At 65.5% G+C, this 15,930-nt stretch carries 15 protein-coding genes; 4 read left to right on the forward strand and 11 right to left on the reverse strand.

Going from position 1 to position 15,930, the window contains the following annotated elements; all coding sequences use genetic code 11:
• Positions 1-623 precede the first annotated feature (623 nt).
• The 8 genes from AC1RT8_RS24125 to AC1RT8_RS24160 all read right to left on the reverse strand — a co-directional run bounded on the left by AC1RT8_RS24125 (position 624) and on the right by AC1RT8_RS24160 (position 8,943).
• Entirely contained in the window at positions 624-1,136 is a 513-nt protein-coding gene (locus AC1RT8_RS24125; protein WP_493079048.1) for a hypothetical protein, read from the reverse strand.
• Between the two features lie 491 nt (positions 1,137-1,627).
• A complete protein-coding gene (locus AC1RT8_RS24130; protein WP_493079050.1) occupies positions 1,628-2,737 on the reverse strand; it encodes a 2-dehydropantoate 2-reductase in 1,110 nt (369 codons plus the stop codon).
• Positions 2,620-3,435, reverse strand: coding sequence for an aldolase/citrate lyase family protein (locus AC1RT8_RS24135; RefSeq protein ID WP_493079052.1), 816 nt, complete (start codon positions 3,433-3,435; stop codon positions 2,620-2,622). Before AC1RT8_RS24135 ends, AC1RT8_RS24130 begins: the two co-directional genes overlap by 118 nt.
• On the reverse strand, positions 3,432-4,238 hold the full coding sequence (gene hpaH, locus AC1RT8_RS24140; RefSeq protein WP_493079054.1) for a 2-oxo-hept-4-ene-1,7-dioate hydratase: 807 nt from the start codon (positions 4,236-4,238) through the stop codon (positions 3,432-3,434). The genes AC1RT8_RS24135 and hpaH overlap by 4 nt, the downstream gene beginning before the upstream one ends.
• 37 nt (positions 4,239-4,275) lie before the next feature.
• Positions 4,276-5,679: an FAD-binding oxidoreductase gene (locus AC1RT8_RS24145; protein WP_493079056.1), complete on the reverse strand. Its 1,404-nt coding sequence runs from the start codon at positions 5,677-5,679 to the stop codon at positions 4,276-4,278.
• Positions 5,680-5,684: 5 nt separating this feature from the next.
• Positions 5,685-6,587 (reverse strand): fumarylacetoacetate hydrolase family protein, encoded by a 903-nt coding sequence (locus AC1RT8_RS24150; RefSeq protein ID WP_493079058.1) that lies wholly within the window; start codon positions 6,585-6,587, stop codon positions 5,685-5,687.
• On the reverse strand, positions 6,584-7,456 hold the full coding sequence (locus AC1RT8_RS24155; protein WP_493079059.1) for a DODA-type extradiol aromatic ring-opening family dioxygenase: 873 nt from the start codon (positions 7,454-7,456) through the stop codon (positions 6,584-6,586). The genes AC1RT8_RS24150 and AC1RT8_RS24155 overlap by 4 nt, the downstream gene beginning before the upstream one ends.
• 17 nt (positions 7,457-7,473) lie before the next feature.
• The gene (locus AC1RT8_RS24160) at positions 7,474-8,943 is read right to left on the reverse strand and encodes an aldehyde dehydrogenase family protein (protein WP_493079060.1); all 1,470 of its coding nucleotides are present in this window, start codon (positions 8,941-8,943) and stop codon (positions 7,474-7,476) included.
• 97 nt (positions 8,944-9,040) lie between these two features.
• On the opposite strand from AC1RT8_RS24160, the gene AC1RT8_RS24165 reads away from it, so the two are divergent.
• On the forward strand, positions 9,041-9,994 hold the full coding sequence (locus tag AC1RT8_RS24165; protein WP_493079062.1) for a LysR family transcriptional regulator: 954 nt from the start codon (positions 9,041-9,043) through the stop codon (positions 9,992-9,994).
• Between the two features lie 11 nt (positions 9,995-10,005).
• On the opposite strand, the gene AC1RT8_RS24170 is transcribed toward AC1RT8_RS24165, so the two are convergent.
• Positions 10,006-10,491: a MarR family winged helix-turn-helix transcriptional regulator gene (locus tag AC1RT8_RS24170; RefSeq protein WP_493079063.1), complete on the reverse strand. Its 486-nt coding sequence runs from the start codon at positions 10,489-10,491 to the stop codon at positions 10,006-10,008.
• Positions 10,492-10,700: 209 nt separating this feature from the next.
• Between AC1RT8_RS24170 and hmgA the strand changes: the two genes are divergently transcribed.
• The 3 genes from hmgA to AC1RT8_RS24185 are packed head-to-tail and all read left to right on the forward strand — an operon-like array spanning position 10,701 to position 13,674.
• The gene (gene hmgA, locus AC1RT8_RS24175) at positions 10,701-11,990 is read left to right on the forward strand and encodes a homogentisate 1,2-dioxygenase (protein ID WP_493079142.1); all 1,290 of its coding nucleotides are present in this window, start codon (positions 10,701-10,703) and stop codon (positions 11,988-11,990) included.
• The gene (gene fahA / locus AC1RT8_RS24180; RefSeq protein WP_493079064.1) at positions 11,987-13,306 is read left to right on the forward strand and encodes a fumarylacetoacetase; all 1,320 of its coding nucleotides are present in this window, start codon (positions 11,987-11,989) and stop codon (positions 13,304-13,306) included. The genes hmgA and fahA overlap by 4 nt, the downstream gene beginning before the upstream one ends.
• Positions 13,300-13,674: a Rieske (2Fe-2S) protein gene (locus AC1RT8_RS24185; RefSeq protein WP_493079065.1), complete on the forward strand. Its 375-nt coding sequence runs from the start codon at positions 13,300-13,302 to the stop codon at positions 13,672-13,674. The genes fahA and AC1RT8_RS24185 overlap by 7 nt, the downstream gene beginning before the upstream one ends.
• Here AC1RT8_RS24185 and AC1RT8_RS24190 read toward each other — a convergent pair.
• Together AC1RT8_RS24190 and AC1RT8_RS24195 are read right to left on the reverse strand one after the other, a co-directional pair.
• The gene (locus tag AC1RT8_RS24190; protein WP_493079066.1) at positions 13,671-15,044 is read right to left on the reverse strand and encodes an ATP-binding protein; all 1,374 of its coding nucleotides are present in this window, start codon (positions 15,042-15,044) and stop codon (positions 13,671-13,673) included. The genes AC1RT8_RS24185 and AC1RT8_RS24190 overlap by 4 nt on opposite strands.
• Positions 15,041-15,874, reverse strand: coding sequence for a response regulator (locus AC1RT8_RS24195; RefSeq protein WP_493079067.1), 834 nt, complete (start codon positions 15,872-15,874; stop codon positions 15,041-15,043). The genes AC1RT8_RS24190 and AC1RT8_RS24195 overlap by 4 nt, the downstream gene beginning before the upstream one ends.
• Between the last annotated feature and the right edge of the window lie 56 nt (positions 15,875-15,930).

Consider the following 15,930-nt stretch of genomic DNA (forward strand, 5'->3'; position numbering starts at 1 on the left):
TCGGCAAGCTGCCGAAGCTTCGCCGCAGGAAGGGCCCTCAGATCGGCGGGCGTGTGCACCGTGTCCAGCAACGGCGTCTTGAAATCGGGATTCATGTAAAACCGGATCTCCTCTTGCTCCTTTCCTAGTCGAAGCGATTGCAGACGCAACGCAAGAGGTCGTTCCCGGACAACGATCGAGCGCAGCGGCTGCTCCCGGCATCGCGTCCCCTTGCCGAATTTGGCGACTCCACCCTAACCTTTGGCATTGACAACCCGGACAGATTTCGGAGTTCGCACATAAGTGGTCCGGCGCGGCGACTCGGTCGCCAGCGCGCCTGACCGTGACCGGATGCTTGCGGAGTAAGAACGATGTTGCGCTGGGAGCGAGAGCAAAGCCTCGACAATGCCGAACGGGCATTCAGCGGCGATCTCTGCGTCGGGATGATCGGCCCATTGAGCCACGCGCCCGGCGCATGGTGGTACACGCTCGATGGTGTCGTCATGAACCGGCTGGCACGATGCGACGGTCACGTCACAAGCGCGGTTGAAGCCCGAACCGAAGTGGAAAAAGGGTGGAGCAGATGGTGCGCAGCAGCCTCCCTCGCCCCGCGCCCCGGGTCGCCCAGCGGCTGAGCCGCAGCGCTATTCGGCTGGCTTCACGAAACCCGGATCGTAGCGTTCGTGACAGCTGTCGCAAGCAACGTCGAGATCGCCTCCCGCCTTGAGAAAGGCGGCCTGATCGTGCTTCTCGGCGGCGGCCGCCGCCTCCAGGGCGACGTTCCGTACGCGCTTGACCGCACCGTCCCACGCCGGTTCTTCCACCCGCCTGCCCGGGACCAGCAGCACATTGGTGATCTCGGCCATGGTCAGGCTCGCGCTTTCCGCTTCCTCCCATTCGGCGTCGTTCTTGGGGAAGAGCGAGTGTTCGCCGCCTTCATTGCTGACCCAGCCCTGACGTTTCCAGATCCCATCTCCCGAATATTGCATGACGTGGAGCATGAACTCCTTGGTCGGCAGGGAGGTGTGAAAGGGCGCCGAAATGGTCGAAGCAGCGACCTTCGGCTCCTGTTGCCGAGACTCCTCACTCCCCGAACAGCCTGAAAGAAAGATCGTGAGCAGAGCTGCGCGTGAAAGCCGGGCTTTCTTGCGATACATTTCTTTCAATCCCGCTCTCGTGCTGCACGCAATATTTTGACTCCGCGTGTCAGCATCTTCAACATGGGAAAGATGGAATACAATATATTTATTAGATTATCATAATATAGCAAAGATCACTTTGCTGTTTCATTCAAACTCTGTTGCATTCGAGCTCTCCGGAAAAGCAGGGCGATCGGCATTCGGCGAACGGGTATCGCGCGTCGATTCAACCTGACGGTGGACCATGGCAGGGTGGGATCGGACGGCGCTCTCGCTGGGTGACGCCCCGCTCTTTCTCAGCCTGAAGATGCAGGACGATCAACGCTGGTTGTTTTTCCGGCAGAACAGCCAGCTAGCTGGCTGTTACCTGGCTGTTATTCGATAACAGCCAGCATGGCTGCAAACGTTTGAAATCCGGCCGTAAATCCCGACGCGAAATCCAACATAACAGCCAGCAAAAAATAATCGGCCAGGAACAGCCATGGCCGCTGCCTGCGGCATCCGCCTTTTCAAGCTGGATAGAGACCGCGGACCCGAGCAAATAGACGGCTAAGACCTAGCAAAGCCTGCAGATTTTCCGCCCGCAGCTCCAACAGTTCTCCGATCTCGATCGGCGCCGACAATAGCTGATCGATCTCCAGCGGCCTGCCGGCCTCGGCATCCTGCAACATCGAGGTCTTGAACGCGCCCAGTTGACGCGTGACCGCGCTACGGTCCTCGCCGCGCTCGGCGATCTCGCAGCCGATACGCGCGCCGATCGCCTGGGCTTCGGCCATTGCCCGCAGGACGAAGGCGCTGACCAGCGGATCGTCGAGCACGCGATCACAGGTCGCCCCCGTCATCGCCGAGATGGGGTTCATCGTCATGTTGCCCCAGAGTTTGTACCAGATGTCGCGCCGGATGGCCGGGCTGCGTTCGACATCGAATCCGGCGCCGGCGAACAATTCGGCCACCAGGTCGAGCCGCGGCGAGAGCGACCCGTCCGGCTCGCCCAGGATCAACCGGTTGCCCGCCTTGTGCACGACGTCACCGGGGCCGCGAACGAAGACCGATGCGTGGACGACGCAGCCGAGCACCGCCGCGAACGGGATCGCCCCCGCGATCGCCCCGTCCGGATCGACCGACGGCAACGCGGTCGGCGCCAGCTCGCCGCCGCCGCCCAGCAGGAACCACCAGGGAACGCCGTTCATCGCCGGCAGGACGATCGTATCCGGCCCGATCAGCGGCCGGAGCGACGGCGCCAGCGCGGGCAGCGCCGGCCCCTTCAGCGCGATGACGACGAGATCCTGCACGCCCAGGGCAGCGGCATCGTCGCTGGCCTCGACCCAGGCCTCGAGCGCCTGTTCTCCCACCTCGAGCCGCCAGGGCACCTCCCGTAGCGCGCCGAGCGTCGCGCCCCGCGCCAGGACGCCGACATCATGGCCCGCAGCCGCCAGGCGCACGCCTATCCAGCCGCCTATAGCGCCTGCTCCAACGATCGTTATCTTCATGGCCGACCTTCTCAATATCCATTGCCGACGGCAGGTACGTGCCGCGCATCCGCGCCCGCCGACCGGGCCAGATCGGATGCGCCGGTCGAGAGCAACGCGACGTCGGTGCCCACCGCCAGGAAGCTGCATCCCAGATCCAGGCGCCGGCGCGCCACCGCAGGATCGGTCGCGAGCGTGCCGACCGCTTTTCCCGTGGCGGTCACCCGCTCGATCATCGTCTCTATCACGGCGGTCATCTCCGGATCACCCGGGCGTCCGCGATGACCCAGAGCTGCGGACAGGTCGGCCGGGCCGATAAAGATGCCGTCGATTCCCTCCACCGCGGCGATCGCATCGAGCGCGGCGAGGCCCGCTTCGCTTTCGATCTGAACCAGCAGGCAGATCTCGTCATCGGCGCGGTCGAGATAGGACGGTATCCGATTCCATCGCGCCGCCCGCGCCAGCCCGACGCCGATACCGCGCACGCCATCGGGGGGATAGCGCGTAGCCCGTACCAGCGCGCGGGCCTGTTCGACGGATTCGACAAAGGGAATCAACAATGTCTGGAAACCGATATCGAGATATTGCTTGATGATATGGGTGTCGCCGACCGGGGGACGCGCCACCGCCGCGACGGGATAGGGCGCAACGGCCTGAAGCTGGGCGAGCAGGGTCGGAATCGTGTTGGGCGCGTGCTCGCCGTCGAACAACAGCCAGTCGAAGCCGGCGCCGGCGCAGATCTCCGCGGTGATTGGACTGGCGAGTGCCTGCCACAGCCCGATCTGGCGGCGACCGGCGCGGAGTGCCGCCTTGAACGGATTGGCCAGGGCAAAGGGATCCCCGGTCACGCGAAACGCACCGCGATGCTGCCGAGCGGACCATATTCGGCGTGAAACGTATCGCCGCGCGCGATGGCGACCGGCGCGGTAAAGGAGCCGCCCAGGACGATCTCGCCCGGTTCAAGGCACACCTCGAAGGCGTGGAGCTTGCGGGCCAGCCACGCCGCACCGTTCGCCGGATGGTTGAGCACGGCAGCGGCGACGCCGGATTCCTCGATCACGCCGTTGCGATACAGAAGCGCGGCCGCCCAGCGCATGTCGAAGGCGTCGGGCTTCATCGGGCGTCCGCCGAGGATGATCGCGGCATTCGCGGCATTGTCGGCAATCGTATCCAGGACCTTGCGCGGTGCGCCCGTTTCGGGGTCGCTCCGCGCGATGCGCGCGTCGATCACTTCAAGGGCGGGAACGACATGATCGATCGCGTCGAGGACCTGGAAGATCGTCACGTCGGGGCCCTCCAGCCGCTTGCCGAGAATGAACGCGAGTTCGACCTCCACCCTCGGCTCGATGAACCGATCGAACGGCACATCCCCGCCATCGGCGAACAGCATGTCGTCGAGCAGCGTGCCATAATCCGGTTCGGTGATATTGGCGGCGCGCTGCATCGCGCGGCTGGTCAGCCCGATCTTGTGGCCGATGGGGCGGCGGCCGGCCGCGATCTTGGTCTCGACCCAGGCGCTCTGGATCGCATAGGCATCGGCAATGGTCATGTCGGGCAAGGCCCGCGAGACATGACCGATCTGCGTGCGGGAGCGTTCCGCCTGGTCGAGCCGTTCAGCCCAGTTCCAGATGTGCGCAATGTCGATCGTCATGCCGTGCCTCCCGCATCGATAGGGTCGGATTCCGCCTTCATGGCAGAAGCTTTCCGGGATTCATCAGGCCCAGCGGGTCGAGCGCCTGCTTGACGACACGCATCAGGGCCGTTTCGACAGGCGACCTGTAGCGCGCCGCCTCGTGATGGCGCAGCTGGCCGAGACCGTGTTCGGCGGAGAGCGTCCCGCCGTGCCGGGCGACAATATCATGGGTGACACGGTTGATCGCCTCCTGCTCAGCCAGGAACGCCTGCTGATCGCCGCCGCGCGGGGGCGAAAAATTATAATGGATGTTGCCGTCCCCGAGATGGCCGAAGGTGACGAAGCGGATCTCCGGCCAACGCTCGGCAATCGCCGCGTCGGCCTCAGTCAGAAAGGCGGGGATGCGGGACAGCGGCACTGCGATATCATGCTTGATCGTCTTGCCGATCGCGCCCTGCGCCTCCGAGATGCCCTCGCGCAATGCCCAGAAAGCGCGGCTCTGTGCGACCGACCCGGCGATCGCTGCATCGATCACGTCCCCCCGCTCGAACGCCGCGGCGAGCAGATCTTCCAGTGCCGCGCGAGCATGTGCTTCCTCTTCCAGGGCGCTCAGTTCGATCAGGACATACCAGGGCGCCGTCTCCGTCAACGGCCGGCGCAGATCGGGCCGATGGTCGAGCAGGAGAGCAAGGCACTCCTCCGACAGGAACTCGCACGCCGTCAGGGCGGTATCGAGCTTGGCGCGGGCGCGATCGAACAGCGCCAGCGCCGACTCGACCGATGACAGGGCGACAAAGGCCGCGACACGGCCCGCCGGTTTCGGGAAAAGCCGCATCACCGCGCCGGTGATGATCCCCAGCGTACCTTCCGATCCGATAAAGAGATCGCGCAGGTCATAGCCGCTATTGTCCTTCCGCAACCGCCTCAGCCCGTCCCACACCTCAGCCTGCGCGGTGACGACCTCGATCCCGATGCACAGGTCGCGGGCATTGCCATAGCGCAGCACCCCGGTCCCGCCGGCATTGGTCGCCAGATTGCCGCCGATTGTGCAGGACCCTTCCGCCCCGAGGCTGAGCGGGAACAGGCGATCGACGCCGTCGGCCGCCTCCTGCACGGCCTGCAGGATGCAGCCGGCATCGACGACGACGACATTGTCCAGGGGATCGACGGCGCGGATCCGGTTCATCCGCGCAAGCGAGAGGATTATCGCATCCCCCGCCGCCTCCGGCGTCGCGCCGCCGGACATGCCGGTGTTGCCGCCCTGAGGCACGATCGCGATGCGGTGTTCGGCGCACCAGCGCACGATCGAGGCGACATCCTCCGTGCCGTCGGGCTGGACCACCGCCTTCGCCGAACCGCGCCACAGGTTGCGCCAATCGACGAGGAAGGGCGCCATGTCGTCGGGATCGGTCAACAACCGACCGGAGAAGCGGCCGGCCAGATCTCCGATCGGCGCCACGGCGCTCATTCCCTCGACGCGGCGCGGTAATTGGCCTTCAGATCCTCGCGCACCCGTTCGTCGAAGCCGAGTGCGACGCGCCGCACCTCGGGCGTATCCATCGGCGGATGGCCGATCCCGTCCGCGCGGGGCCGCGGACCAGCCACGACAGTGTTGCGTAGTCGCCCGATATTGGTGATTTCCACCTCGATCGTGTCGCCGGGGTCGAGCGACCGCGAATGGGCCGGGGTACCGGTGCACACGATGTCGCCCGGCAGCAACGTGATATAGCGGGCGATGTCGGCGATCATATAGTCGGGACCCCAGACCATCTCGTCGCCGATCGCCGCTTCCTGCACCAGCAGTCCGTTGCGGTAGGTGCGCAACATTTCCTTGCGCGGGTCGACGCCCGAGACCACGCCCGGCCCGATCGGGCAGAAGCCGTCCATTCCCTTGACCCGCAGCATCGATCCCTGGTCCGTGTCGCGGAAATCCTGCGCGCCCATGTCGAGCACCGGCGCGAAGCCGGCGATATGGTCCCAGGCCTCGTCGGGCGTGATGTTGCGCGCGAGCTTGCCGATGATCGCCGCGAATTCGCCCTCGTAATTGAGGTAGCGGATACCGGCGGGCTTGATGAGTTGGCCGTTATGGCCGTTGAGCGCGGTATAGGGCTTGGTGAAATAGGTCGGCGTTTCGGTCGGCTTGGGATTGTTGCGCGTCTCCACCCCGCGCGACGCATAGCTCAGATGAACCGCGATGATCTTGCTCGGCTGAATCGCGCAGGGCGGCAGGTGGACGAGCGCCGTCGGATCCACCGAACGCCCGTCGTCGAGCCGCAGTGCGACCGGATCGACCATCGTGCCCCAGCAGGCCGATCCGTCGACGATGACCCGCCGCCGTTCGATGCGCGGCCCGTCCAGCACGCTCATTGCGCCAGCTCCCCGCAATCGAACCAAATGTCGATATTGCCGGTGCCGCGCGCATTCTCATAGTCCGACACGGGCTCGCCCCTGGCGCGGCACGCTGCACCGCCCATGGCGCCGATCATCTGCAGATAATGGCCGCCCAGCCCCTCCCAGGGGATTTTGGCATAGACCGACGGAAAGCGCTCGACGATCACGTCGTGGCGGCCCTCGCGCAGCAATGCGACAGCCTCCAGGTCGCTTTCGACATTCGCCGCGCTCGACACATTCTCCGGATGGTAGATGCGCGGGTTCTTCTGCTCCCAGTTGATGCCGTTGAACTTGTGACTCAGCGCGCCGGAGGCGAGCAGGACGACGCGCAGATCGCTGCGCCGGATCGCCTCCCCCACGACCTCGCCCGATTCCAGGAAATTCTCGCTCTCGCAATTCTGGCAGTTGCTGACGGTCATGATCCGCTCCCGCGCGCGGAGCAGGTTGACGACGTTGATCGTGGCATAGTGGCGCGGCAGGGTCGGCTCGGCGATGGCGCGCCCCATGACTCCCTTTTCTTCGGCAATCTGTCCGCACAGCCGGGCCAGTTCGGGCGCGCCGTGATAATCATATTTCTGGCCGTGCAGGTACCAGGGCATCTCGTCCGAGATATAGTTGCCGGCATAATGCTCGCCGGCGTCGTAGAGATGATAGCCGGTGGTGAACCAGTGCGTGTCGAAGATCACCAGCACGTCCGGGCTAACCGCGTCGATCTTCTCGCGCAGCCGCGCCGCGCCAGCGATCAGGTCCGAATCCGCGCCGGCGCCCATTTCTACGCGGAAATCGTCATCCTGCATCAGCCCAGGATGATGTGACACGATTGCCGCGCCCACGATCTTGCCCATGTCGATCCTCCTGTCGGTCAGCGGTGGCTGAAGCTTGGCTTGAACGGCTGTTTCGGTACGATCACGTCCTTGACGTTGCTGAAGAATTCGAAGCTCCAGTCGCCGCCCTCCCGGCCGATGCCGCTGTTACGGCAGCCGCCAAAGGGCGCCGCGAGATCGCGGATGCCGAAGCTGTTGACCCAGATGAAGCCGGTCTGCACCTGCTCGGCGACCGCCTTCGCGTGCGATTCCTCGCCATAACAGACCCCGCCAAGCCCATAGGCGGTGTCGTTGGCGAGGCGCACGGCATCGGCATCGTCAGCGAAGGTCTGAAGGACCAGCACCGGCCCGAACACCTCCTCCTGGACGATCTCCGACTCCTGCGCGACGTCAGTGAGCATCGTCGGCTTGTAGTAGAGCGCCCCAAAGGGGTCCGGCTCGCCGCCCCACAGGATGGTCGCGCCGGCCTGCCTGGCCCGTTCGACATAGCCGGTGATCCGCTCGACCTGGCGCGGGTGGATGATCGGTCCCACCTCGGTCGCCTCGTCGCGCGGATCGCCCACGACCAGCTGCTCGACGATGGCGCGCATCGCCGCGACGAAGCGGTCGCGCACGCGCTCATGGACGAGGAACCGCGTTCCGGCGAGGCACACCTGGGTGGCGTTGCGATACATGAGCGCACCGGTCGCAGCCGCCGCATCGATATCGGCATCCTCGAGCACGATGAACGGCGATTTCCCGCCAAGCTCCAGGCTGCAGGGCACCAGGTTCGCGCCGGCCGTCTGCGCGATCTTCCGCGCCGTCGTGACCGAGCCAGTGAAGGAAATCCGTGCGATGCGCGGGTCGCGCACCAACAGGTTCCCGGTCACCGCACCGCTGCCCTGCACCACGTTGAACACGCCCGCCGGCAGGCCGGCCGCATCGGCGGCATCGGCCAGGATCGAGCATGTGAGCGGCGCCCATTCGGGCGGCTTGATGACGATGCTGTTCCCCGCGGCAAGCGCCGGGCCGGCCTTCCAGGTGCTCAACATCAGCGGCGCGTTCCACGGCGTGATGATCGCGCACACGCCGGCCGGATCGTGGCGGACATGATGGGCCGCCTGTGCCGTCTCGATCGTCCGGTCCTGCAGCGTCAAAGCCGCCTCGGCGAAGAAGGTGATGTTGAGCATCGCCCGCGGCACGATGCCGTGGCGCATCCGCGACAGGAGAACCCCCGCGTCGTTCGCTTCGGCCTCGCACAGCAGGTCTGCACGCTTGCCGATCTCTTCGGCGAAGCGGCGTAGATAGGGCAGACGCCCCTCGGCGCCGAGCGCCGCCCAACCCGGAAAGGCGCGTACGGCCGCCGTCACGGCGGCATCGACATGCTCTGCCAGGCCCTGGGCGATCGCGCCCAGCGGATGCTGATCGATCGGCGAGAACAGATCGAACTGCTCGGCCGAGGCGACTCGCTCGCCGTCGATATAGTGCGATGGGGAAACCGCGCCGCCGCCGATGATGATGTCTTGCATATCCTGCCCTCTCCTATGGACAGTCGTAGCAAAGCCCGTTGATTCAAATTAGCGAAACCTTCTGGCCTATTATCAATAGAAATTGTATAATTAGGTCATGACCACGCGGTTCACCCCTCGCCAGATCGAGGCGTTCGTTGCCGCTGCCGAACTCCACAGCTTCAGGCAGGCGGCGGGGCGCATCCACCTTACCCCGTCCGCCGTCAGCAATCTCATCGCCGAGCTGGAAGGATCGGTGGGATTTGCCCTGTTCGACCGGACGACCCGCAAGACAGCGCTGACGCCTGAAGGGCGCAGGTTTCTTCCCGCCGCACTCGCCGTCCAGCGCCAGATCGGGCGCGCCGCAGCCGCAGCGGACGACATCCGCGACAGCGCGGTGGCCGTCGTTCGTGTGGCCGCGCCCCTCGTGGTCGCATCGACCCTGCTTCCCCGGCTGATCGCGATGCGGCTGGAAGACCCGCGTTTCACCATCAGGGTGATCGACACCCCGGTCGTCTGGCTGGCCGATCGTGTCGCGATCGGTGAAGCCGATCTCGCAATCGGACCTGACCGGGAGGTGCCGGCCGCGATCGTCCAGACCCGGCTGTTCCCGACGCCTTGGGTGCTGTGGTGCAGACCGGACCACGCACTGGCAATGTCGAAGTCCCTCGGATGGCGCGACCTGGCCGATATCGAGTTGTTCGCCGCGGGGCGCGATCATGAGGAGAGCATCTGGCCGCAACTGACAGAGCGCGATCCCGCCTGCGTGCCCAGACGGGTGCAGATCGTCGATCATATCTCGACATCGCTGGGGATGGCAGCGGCCGGTCTCGGCGCGACGTTCTCTCCCGATTATGTCGCGCCGCTCGCCCGGTCCTTCGGCCTTGTGCAGCGCAGGCTGATCGACCCGGAAATCGCGCGGCACCTGTCGCTCTATGAAAGAGCGGGGCATGAATCGACCGCGGTTGCCGCCGTCCGCGATTATATCGTCGATACCGCCGCACAGATCGCCACCACTCTATCCGCGTTACCCGCTCCCGGGGCGCTCGACCCCAGGCAGGTGCCGGGGTGAAGGAGCAGACGTCAGCTCTCCGTCATGCCTTCAACCTCGAGATCCGACACGATTTGATCGATGCGCCGGAGCATCGACTCGAACCGGACGATATCCTCCCGCGGGAATTCGCTGAACATGCGTCTCTCGAGGTCGAGCGCCTTGGGCACGACGGTTCCATAGAGCTCCCTGCCTGCGACGGTAAGATGAAGCAGGTGTGACCGGCGATCGCCGCTGATCGGCTGCCTCGTGAGCAGTCCGCGTTCGATGAGCCCGACCGCCGCCCGGCTGACCGTCACCTTGTCCATCCGCGTCTTCAGGCCGATCTCCTGCTGCGTGATGCCGTCCGGATTCTCGGCAGTGACGGCGATCAATCGCCAGTCCGGAATCCGCAGGGCGAAGAGCGTTTCATAGGCACCGGCGATGACGTCGCTGACGCGATTCGAGGTGAAGGAGAGTCGATAGGGGAGAAAGCTGTCGAGCAGCAGCAAGGGCTTGGCCATGGCAGATGGTATCATTTGACACCAGTTTCACAACCGGCATATGTAGTTTCAATTGATACTATATTGGAGATTCGCATGAACGTCCCGGCCAATCCGCTCGGCCTCGACCAGATCTGCCGCGGCGCGGTCACCGTCGACGCTTGATGAGCTGGCAGGGGAAAAACATGACCGCCCATAGGTCCGTTTCGGGCGCCGCCGCGGCCATCGACCGCGAGACAGCGACGATGCCCGGCTTTGCCAACCATTTCTCGACCGAGGCCGTCGCCGGCGCGCTGCCGGTGGGGCGCAATTCACCGCAGCATGTGCCCTATGGGCTCTACGCCGAACAGCTATCGGGCACCGCCTTCACGGCGCCGCGGGCTGAGAACCGGCGCAGCTGGCTCTATCGCCTGCGCCCGACCGCCAATCATCCGGCCTATCGGCCTTTTGAACGGCCGACCCTGCTTCGGTCCGGCCCGTTCGGCGAAGTCCCGCCGTCGCCCAACCGGTTGCGCTGGGATCCGCTCCCGCTGCCGGACGAGCCGACCGACTTCGTCGACGGCCTCGTCACCTATGGCGGCAATGGCGATGTCGCGGCGGGTGTCGGGCTCGGCGTCCACCTCTATGCCTGCAACCTCTCCATGGCCGGGCGGGCCTTTTACAATGCCGATGGCGAGCTGCTGATCGTCCCTCAGCAGGGCACGCTCCGGCTGGTGACCGAGCTGGGCGTGCTGACGGTCGAACCGCAGCAGATCGCGATCATCCCGCGCGGCCTGCGCTTCCGGGTGGAGCTGACGGACGGCGCCGCAAGGGGCTATGTCTGCGAGAATTACGGCGCCCTGTTCAGGCTGCCCGACCTGGGGCCGATCGGTTCCAACGGCCTCGCCAATCCCCGCGACTTCGAAACCCCCGTCGCCTGGTTCGAGGACAGCGACGAACCGGTAGAGATCGTCCAGAAATTCCAGGGCGGCCTCTGGACTACGACGCTCGATCACTCCCCCTTCGACGTGGTCGCCTGGCACGGCAACCTCGCGCCCTGCCGGTATGACCTGCGCCGCTTCAACACGATCAACACAGTGAGCTACGACCATCCCGACCCGTCGATCTTCACCGTGCTGACCAGCCCGACCGACACCCCCGGCACGGCGAATTGCGACTTCGTGATCTTTCCGCCGCGCTGGATGGTCGCGGAAGGCACCTTCCGTCCACCATGGTTCCACCGCAACGTCATGAGCGAGTTCATGGGGCTGGTCACCGGTGCCTATGATGCGAAGGCGGGCGGCTTCGCGCCTGGCGGCGCGTCCCTGCACAACCAGATGGCCGGGCATGGCCCCGACCAGGCCAGCTATGAGGGCGCGGTAGCGGCAGAGCTCACGCCGCACAGGCTCGAGAACACCATGGCCTTCATGTTCGAAAGCCGGCTGGTGCTGCGCCCCACCCGTTTTGCGACCGACGCGCCGATCGCGCAGCTCGACTATGACGATTGCTGGACTGGATTCCACAAGGCGCAGGTTTCGACCGGAGACGACGCATGACGCTTTCGACAATCGACGAGACCCATCGTCCGGAGCGGGCGAGCTGGGTCGCGGATGCCAATGGCCATGCCGAATTCCCCATCCAGAACCTTCCGTTCGGCATCTTCTCACCGCCTGGCGGCGAACCGCGCCCGGGGATCGCGATCGGCGAGAGCATCCTCGACCTGGGCGCGATTTCGGCCTTGTTGTCGCCGGGCATCACGCCCGCGTTGAGCGGGAAGACGCTCAACGCGCTGTTCGGGCTGCCCGGCGTCAAACGAGTCGCCCTTCGCCGGCAGGTGTCGTTGCTGCTGTCCGACGACCGCTACCGCGATGTGGTGGAGCCGGCGCTCCACCGCGCGACGGACTGCGCGCTTCACCTGCCCGCGGCGATCGGCGACTATACCGATTTCTATGTCGGCATCCACCACGCGACCAATGTCGGCACCCTGTTCCGGCCCGACAATCCGCTCCTGCCCAACTACAAGCACGTACCGATCGGCTATCATGGTCGGGCCTCATCGGTCCGTCCGTCGGGCGTGCCGGTCGTCCGGCCAAGCGGCCAGTACAAGACGCCCGATTCACCAGAACCAAGCTTCGGACCGTCGCAGCGGATCGACTATGAACTCGAGCTGGGCGTCTGGATCGGCGAGGGCAATGCGCTCGGCACCACCATCCCGATCGGGTCGGCCGCCGAGCATATCGCGGGCTTCTGCCTGCTGAACGACTGGTCGGCGCGCGACTTCCAGGCCTGGGAATATCAGCCGCTCGGCCCGTTCCTGGCCAAGAATTTCCAGACCACGATCTCGCCCTGGGTGGTCACCGCCGAGGCACTGGCGCCATTCCGGATCGCGCAACCGCCCCGGTCGGAGGGCGACCCACGCCCCCTGCCCTATCTCTGGGATCAGGCCGACCAGGGGGCTGGCGCGCTCGCGCTGGAGCTGGAGGTGTTCCTGCTGACGGAAAAGATGCGCGCCAAGGGCCTCGCCCCCCATCGGCTGAGCCGGGGGCCGGCGTCGAACATGTATTGGACGGTCGCCCAGATCGTCACCCACCACGCCTCGAACGGGTGCAATCTCAATCCCGGCGACCTGCTCGGTACCGGAACGATCTCGGGGCCGGGCAAGGAGGGTTTCGGAAGCCTGCTCGAACTTACCCGGGGAGGAGCCGAACCGATCGCACTGCCCAACGGCGAACTGCGCCGCTTCGCCGAGGATGGCGACGAGATCCTGCTGTCAGCCCATGCCCGGGCTGATGGCTATGTGCCGATCGGCTTCGGCGGTTGCCGTGCCGTGATCCTGCCGGCGACACTCGATCCGGCCGTGGACGCATGGTGAGCGCCGACACGCGGGTCTATGCGACGCCGGCCGGCGTCACCCTCGGCCCCATCGACCTGATCCCGCCGGATACCGCCCGCAACTTCGTCGTTCAGCTCCGGGCAGGCCGCTTCCACGGATTCGTCGTGCGGCGGGATGATGCGGTGTTCGGCTATGTCGATCGCTGCCCGCACATGGGCCTGCCGCTCGCCCGGACGCTCGACGATTATCTGAGCCCCGCCGGCGATCTCGTGGTGTGCGGCTGGCATTCCGCATTGTTCGAGATCGAAACCGGCAAATGCATCGGCGGGCCCTGCAACGGCGCGCGGCTCACCACCTGGCCGGTGCATGTACGCGACGGATCGATCGTGACGGGCGAAGCCGCCTAGCTCATCTCGCGCATGACGAACGGCGCGTCCTGGCCTGCGGGATGCGGGACGATGCCGCGGTAAAGGGTCAGCACGGCCTCGAGCCCGCCCTCGGGATGATTGCGCAGGATCAGTGTCGCACCGTTCTTCTCGGCCAGGGTCCTGGCGATCGCCAGGCCGAGCCCGATGCCGTCGCCCGGCAGCGAGGGCGGAGTCTCGAGCCGAACAAAGGGCTCGAAGACATGATCGAGTTTATCTTCGGGAATGCCGGGACCGCGGTCCCGAATATGGATGACGACCGAATTGTCCACATGGTCAGCCGAGACGTCGGCCGACCCGCCATATTTGATCGCATTGTCGATCAGGTTGGCGAGGCAGCGCTGCAGTGCGCGCGGACGTGCCTCGATGTCGCAGCCGCTCCGCGCGATGAAGTGCACCAGGGCCCCGCCTTCGGAAGCATCCTCGACCACCAGATCCAGCAGCTGATCGATCGCCAGGCTGGCAAAGGGCTCGGTCGTCTGGTTGCTGCGGGCATAGTCGAGACCCTCGCGGATGAGCGCCTGCATCGTGCCGAGATCATCGATCAGGCGGCTGCGCAGCGCTGAATCGCTGACTTTTTCCAGGCGCAGCCTCAATCGGGTCATCGGCGTCTGGAGATCATGGGTGATCGAGGCAAGCAGCTGGGTCCGCTCCACGACATAGCTTCGCAGCCGGGTCTGCATCGTGTTGAAGGCGCGCGCCGCGTCGCGCACTTCACGGGGACCGCGTTCCGGAAGAGGCAGACGGTCGAGGTCCCCGCCGAGCGCGGTCGCCGCGCGCGCGAGATTGCCAAGGGGAGCCGCCGCCATACGCGCCGCGATGAAGGCGAGCGTCGCCATCAGGGCGGCCAGGACAAGTACCACGACGGGATTGAGCGCCAGCCGGTCGGCCTGCACATGGCCGCGCAGCTGGAGCCTGATCAGGCCCCCGTCCGACAAACGTGCCGTTACCACCCAGCAATCGAAGCGGTCCCCTGCCCCACCCAGCGACGACGGCGCGAAACAGGAACTCCGGATCGCCCGCTCCGCGCGCACCGGCTTTTTCCACCGCACCGCAAGACCCCTGGTCAGACCGGTGTCGCGCTGCTCGATGCGTTCATTTCCCGTCGCACGCCGGATTCCGGTGACGCCATTGGCGAGGAGTTCCGCGCGCAACGGCTCCGACGCCGTGTCGGCAACCGAAAGGAAATCACTCATGCGATCGACGAGGCGCTCGAACCGGATGCGGTATAGATCGGACTGTCGTTGCCGGTCGGCGAGCGCCAGCGCGAGCGCCGCCGATCCGACGACCCCGATCAGCAGGAACACGAACAGGCGCCCCGCCATCGTCGTGAAGAAGTGCGGCAGCCTCATTCGAAGGTGACGGCGGCTGCCAGCACATAGCCTTGTCCGCGCACGGTCATGATGAGGTCGGACGCGCGGGCATTGTCGTTGAGCTTCTGGCGCAAGCGGCTGATTTGCAGATCAGCGATACGTTGTGCCGCATGAGCACCTTGTTCATCCCCGTCATGATCGGTGGCGAGCGTCAGGATATGCTCGCGGGTGAGGACCTCGTTCGCATTCTCGAGCAGGAACTTCAAAAGGCTGTACTCGCTGCCCGACAGCATGACGACCCGGCCATCGGCCTTGAACAGCCGCCGGCTCTCGAAATCGAGCGTCCAGTCGCGGAACGTCGCGCGCTTCGCCGGTGGCGGCTCGGGCGCCTTCATCGGGTTGTAGGCCCGCCGGATGACGCTTCGGACACGTGCGGTAAGCTCGCGTGGATCGAACGGCTTTGCGATATAATCGTCGGCTCCGACTTCCAGTCCGATGACCCGATCGATGGACTCGCCCCGCGCCGTGAGCATGATGATCGGCGTGTTTCGTTTGGTGCGGGTTTCGCGGCACAGCGAAAGGCCGTCTTCGCCCGGCAGGTTCAGGTCGAGGATGATGAGATCCACCTCATGGGCGGCAAGCGCTGCGCGCATGGTCGGCCCGTCGCATGCGGTCACCACGGCATAGCCGGCCTGACGCAGCTGCTCGGCGACGAGCGTCGAGATGTCCGTGTCGTCATCGACCACCAGCAACGTCTGCTGATGCACCTGTGCGACGCTACCTTCCGGCGCGTCAGCCTTTCGAAGGCCGTGCGTTGTCATACCTCTCCCCCACGAGCCATTCGCCCTGGATGCATTGTTGTCGTGCAATCCTAGCATGAATTGCCGGCTCGCGAAACATCGAGCGTCGAGATCGTCGATTGCAG

It is taken from the genome of Sphingomonas sp. GW821-FHT10F11 (assembly GCF_058809095.1).

Coding starts and splice junctions, on each gene's coding strand:
- AC1RT8_RS24150 (WP_493079058.1), bottom strand. CDS start 6,587: ATGAGCGTGCTGGACGGGCCGCGCATCGAACGGCGGCGGGTCATCGTC.
- AC1RT8_RS24190 (WP_493079066.1), bottom strand. CDS start 15,044: ATGAGGCTGCCGCACTTCTTCACGACGATGGCGGGGCGCCTGTTCGTG.
- AC1RT8_RS24165 (WP_493079062.1), top strand. CDS start 9,041: ATGACCACGCGGTTCACCCCTCGCCAGATCGAGGCGTTCGTTGCCGCT.
- AC1RT8_RS24170 (WP_493079063.1), bottom strand. CDS start 10,491: ATGATACCATCTGCCATGGCCAAGCCCTTGCTGCTGCTCGACAGCTTT.
- fahA (WP_493079064.1), top strand. CDS start 11,987: ATGACGCTTTCGACAATCGACGAGACCCATCGTCCGGAGCGGGCGAGC.
- AC1RT8_RS24185 (WP_493079065.1), top strand. CDS start 13,300: ATGGTGAGCGCCGACACGCGGGTCTATGCGACGCCGGCCGGCGTCACC.
- AC1RT8_RS24130 (WP_493079050.1), bottom strand. CDS start 2,737: ATGCAGCTTCCTGGCGGTGGGCACCGACGTCGCGTTGCTCTCGACCGG.
- hmgA (WP_493079142.1), top strand. CDS start 10,701: ATGCCCGGCTTTGCCAACCATTTCTCGACCGAGGCCGTCGCCGGCGCG.
- AC1RT8_RS24125 (WP_493079048.1), bottom strand. CDS start 1,136: ATGTATCGCAAGAAAGCCCGGCTTTCACGCGCAGCTCTGCTCACGATC.
- AC1RT8_RS24155 (WP_493079059.1), bottom strand. CDS start 7,456: ATGGGCAAGATCGTGGGCGCGGCAATCGTGTCACATCATCCTGGGCTG.
- hpaH (WP_493079054.1), bottom strand. CDS start 4,238: ATGACGATCGACATTGCGCACATCTGGAACTGGGCTGAACGGCTCGAC.
- AC1RT8_RS24160 (WP_493079060.1), bottom strand. CDS start 8,943: ATGCAAGACATCATCATCGGCGGCGGCGCGGTTTCCCCATCGCACTAT.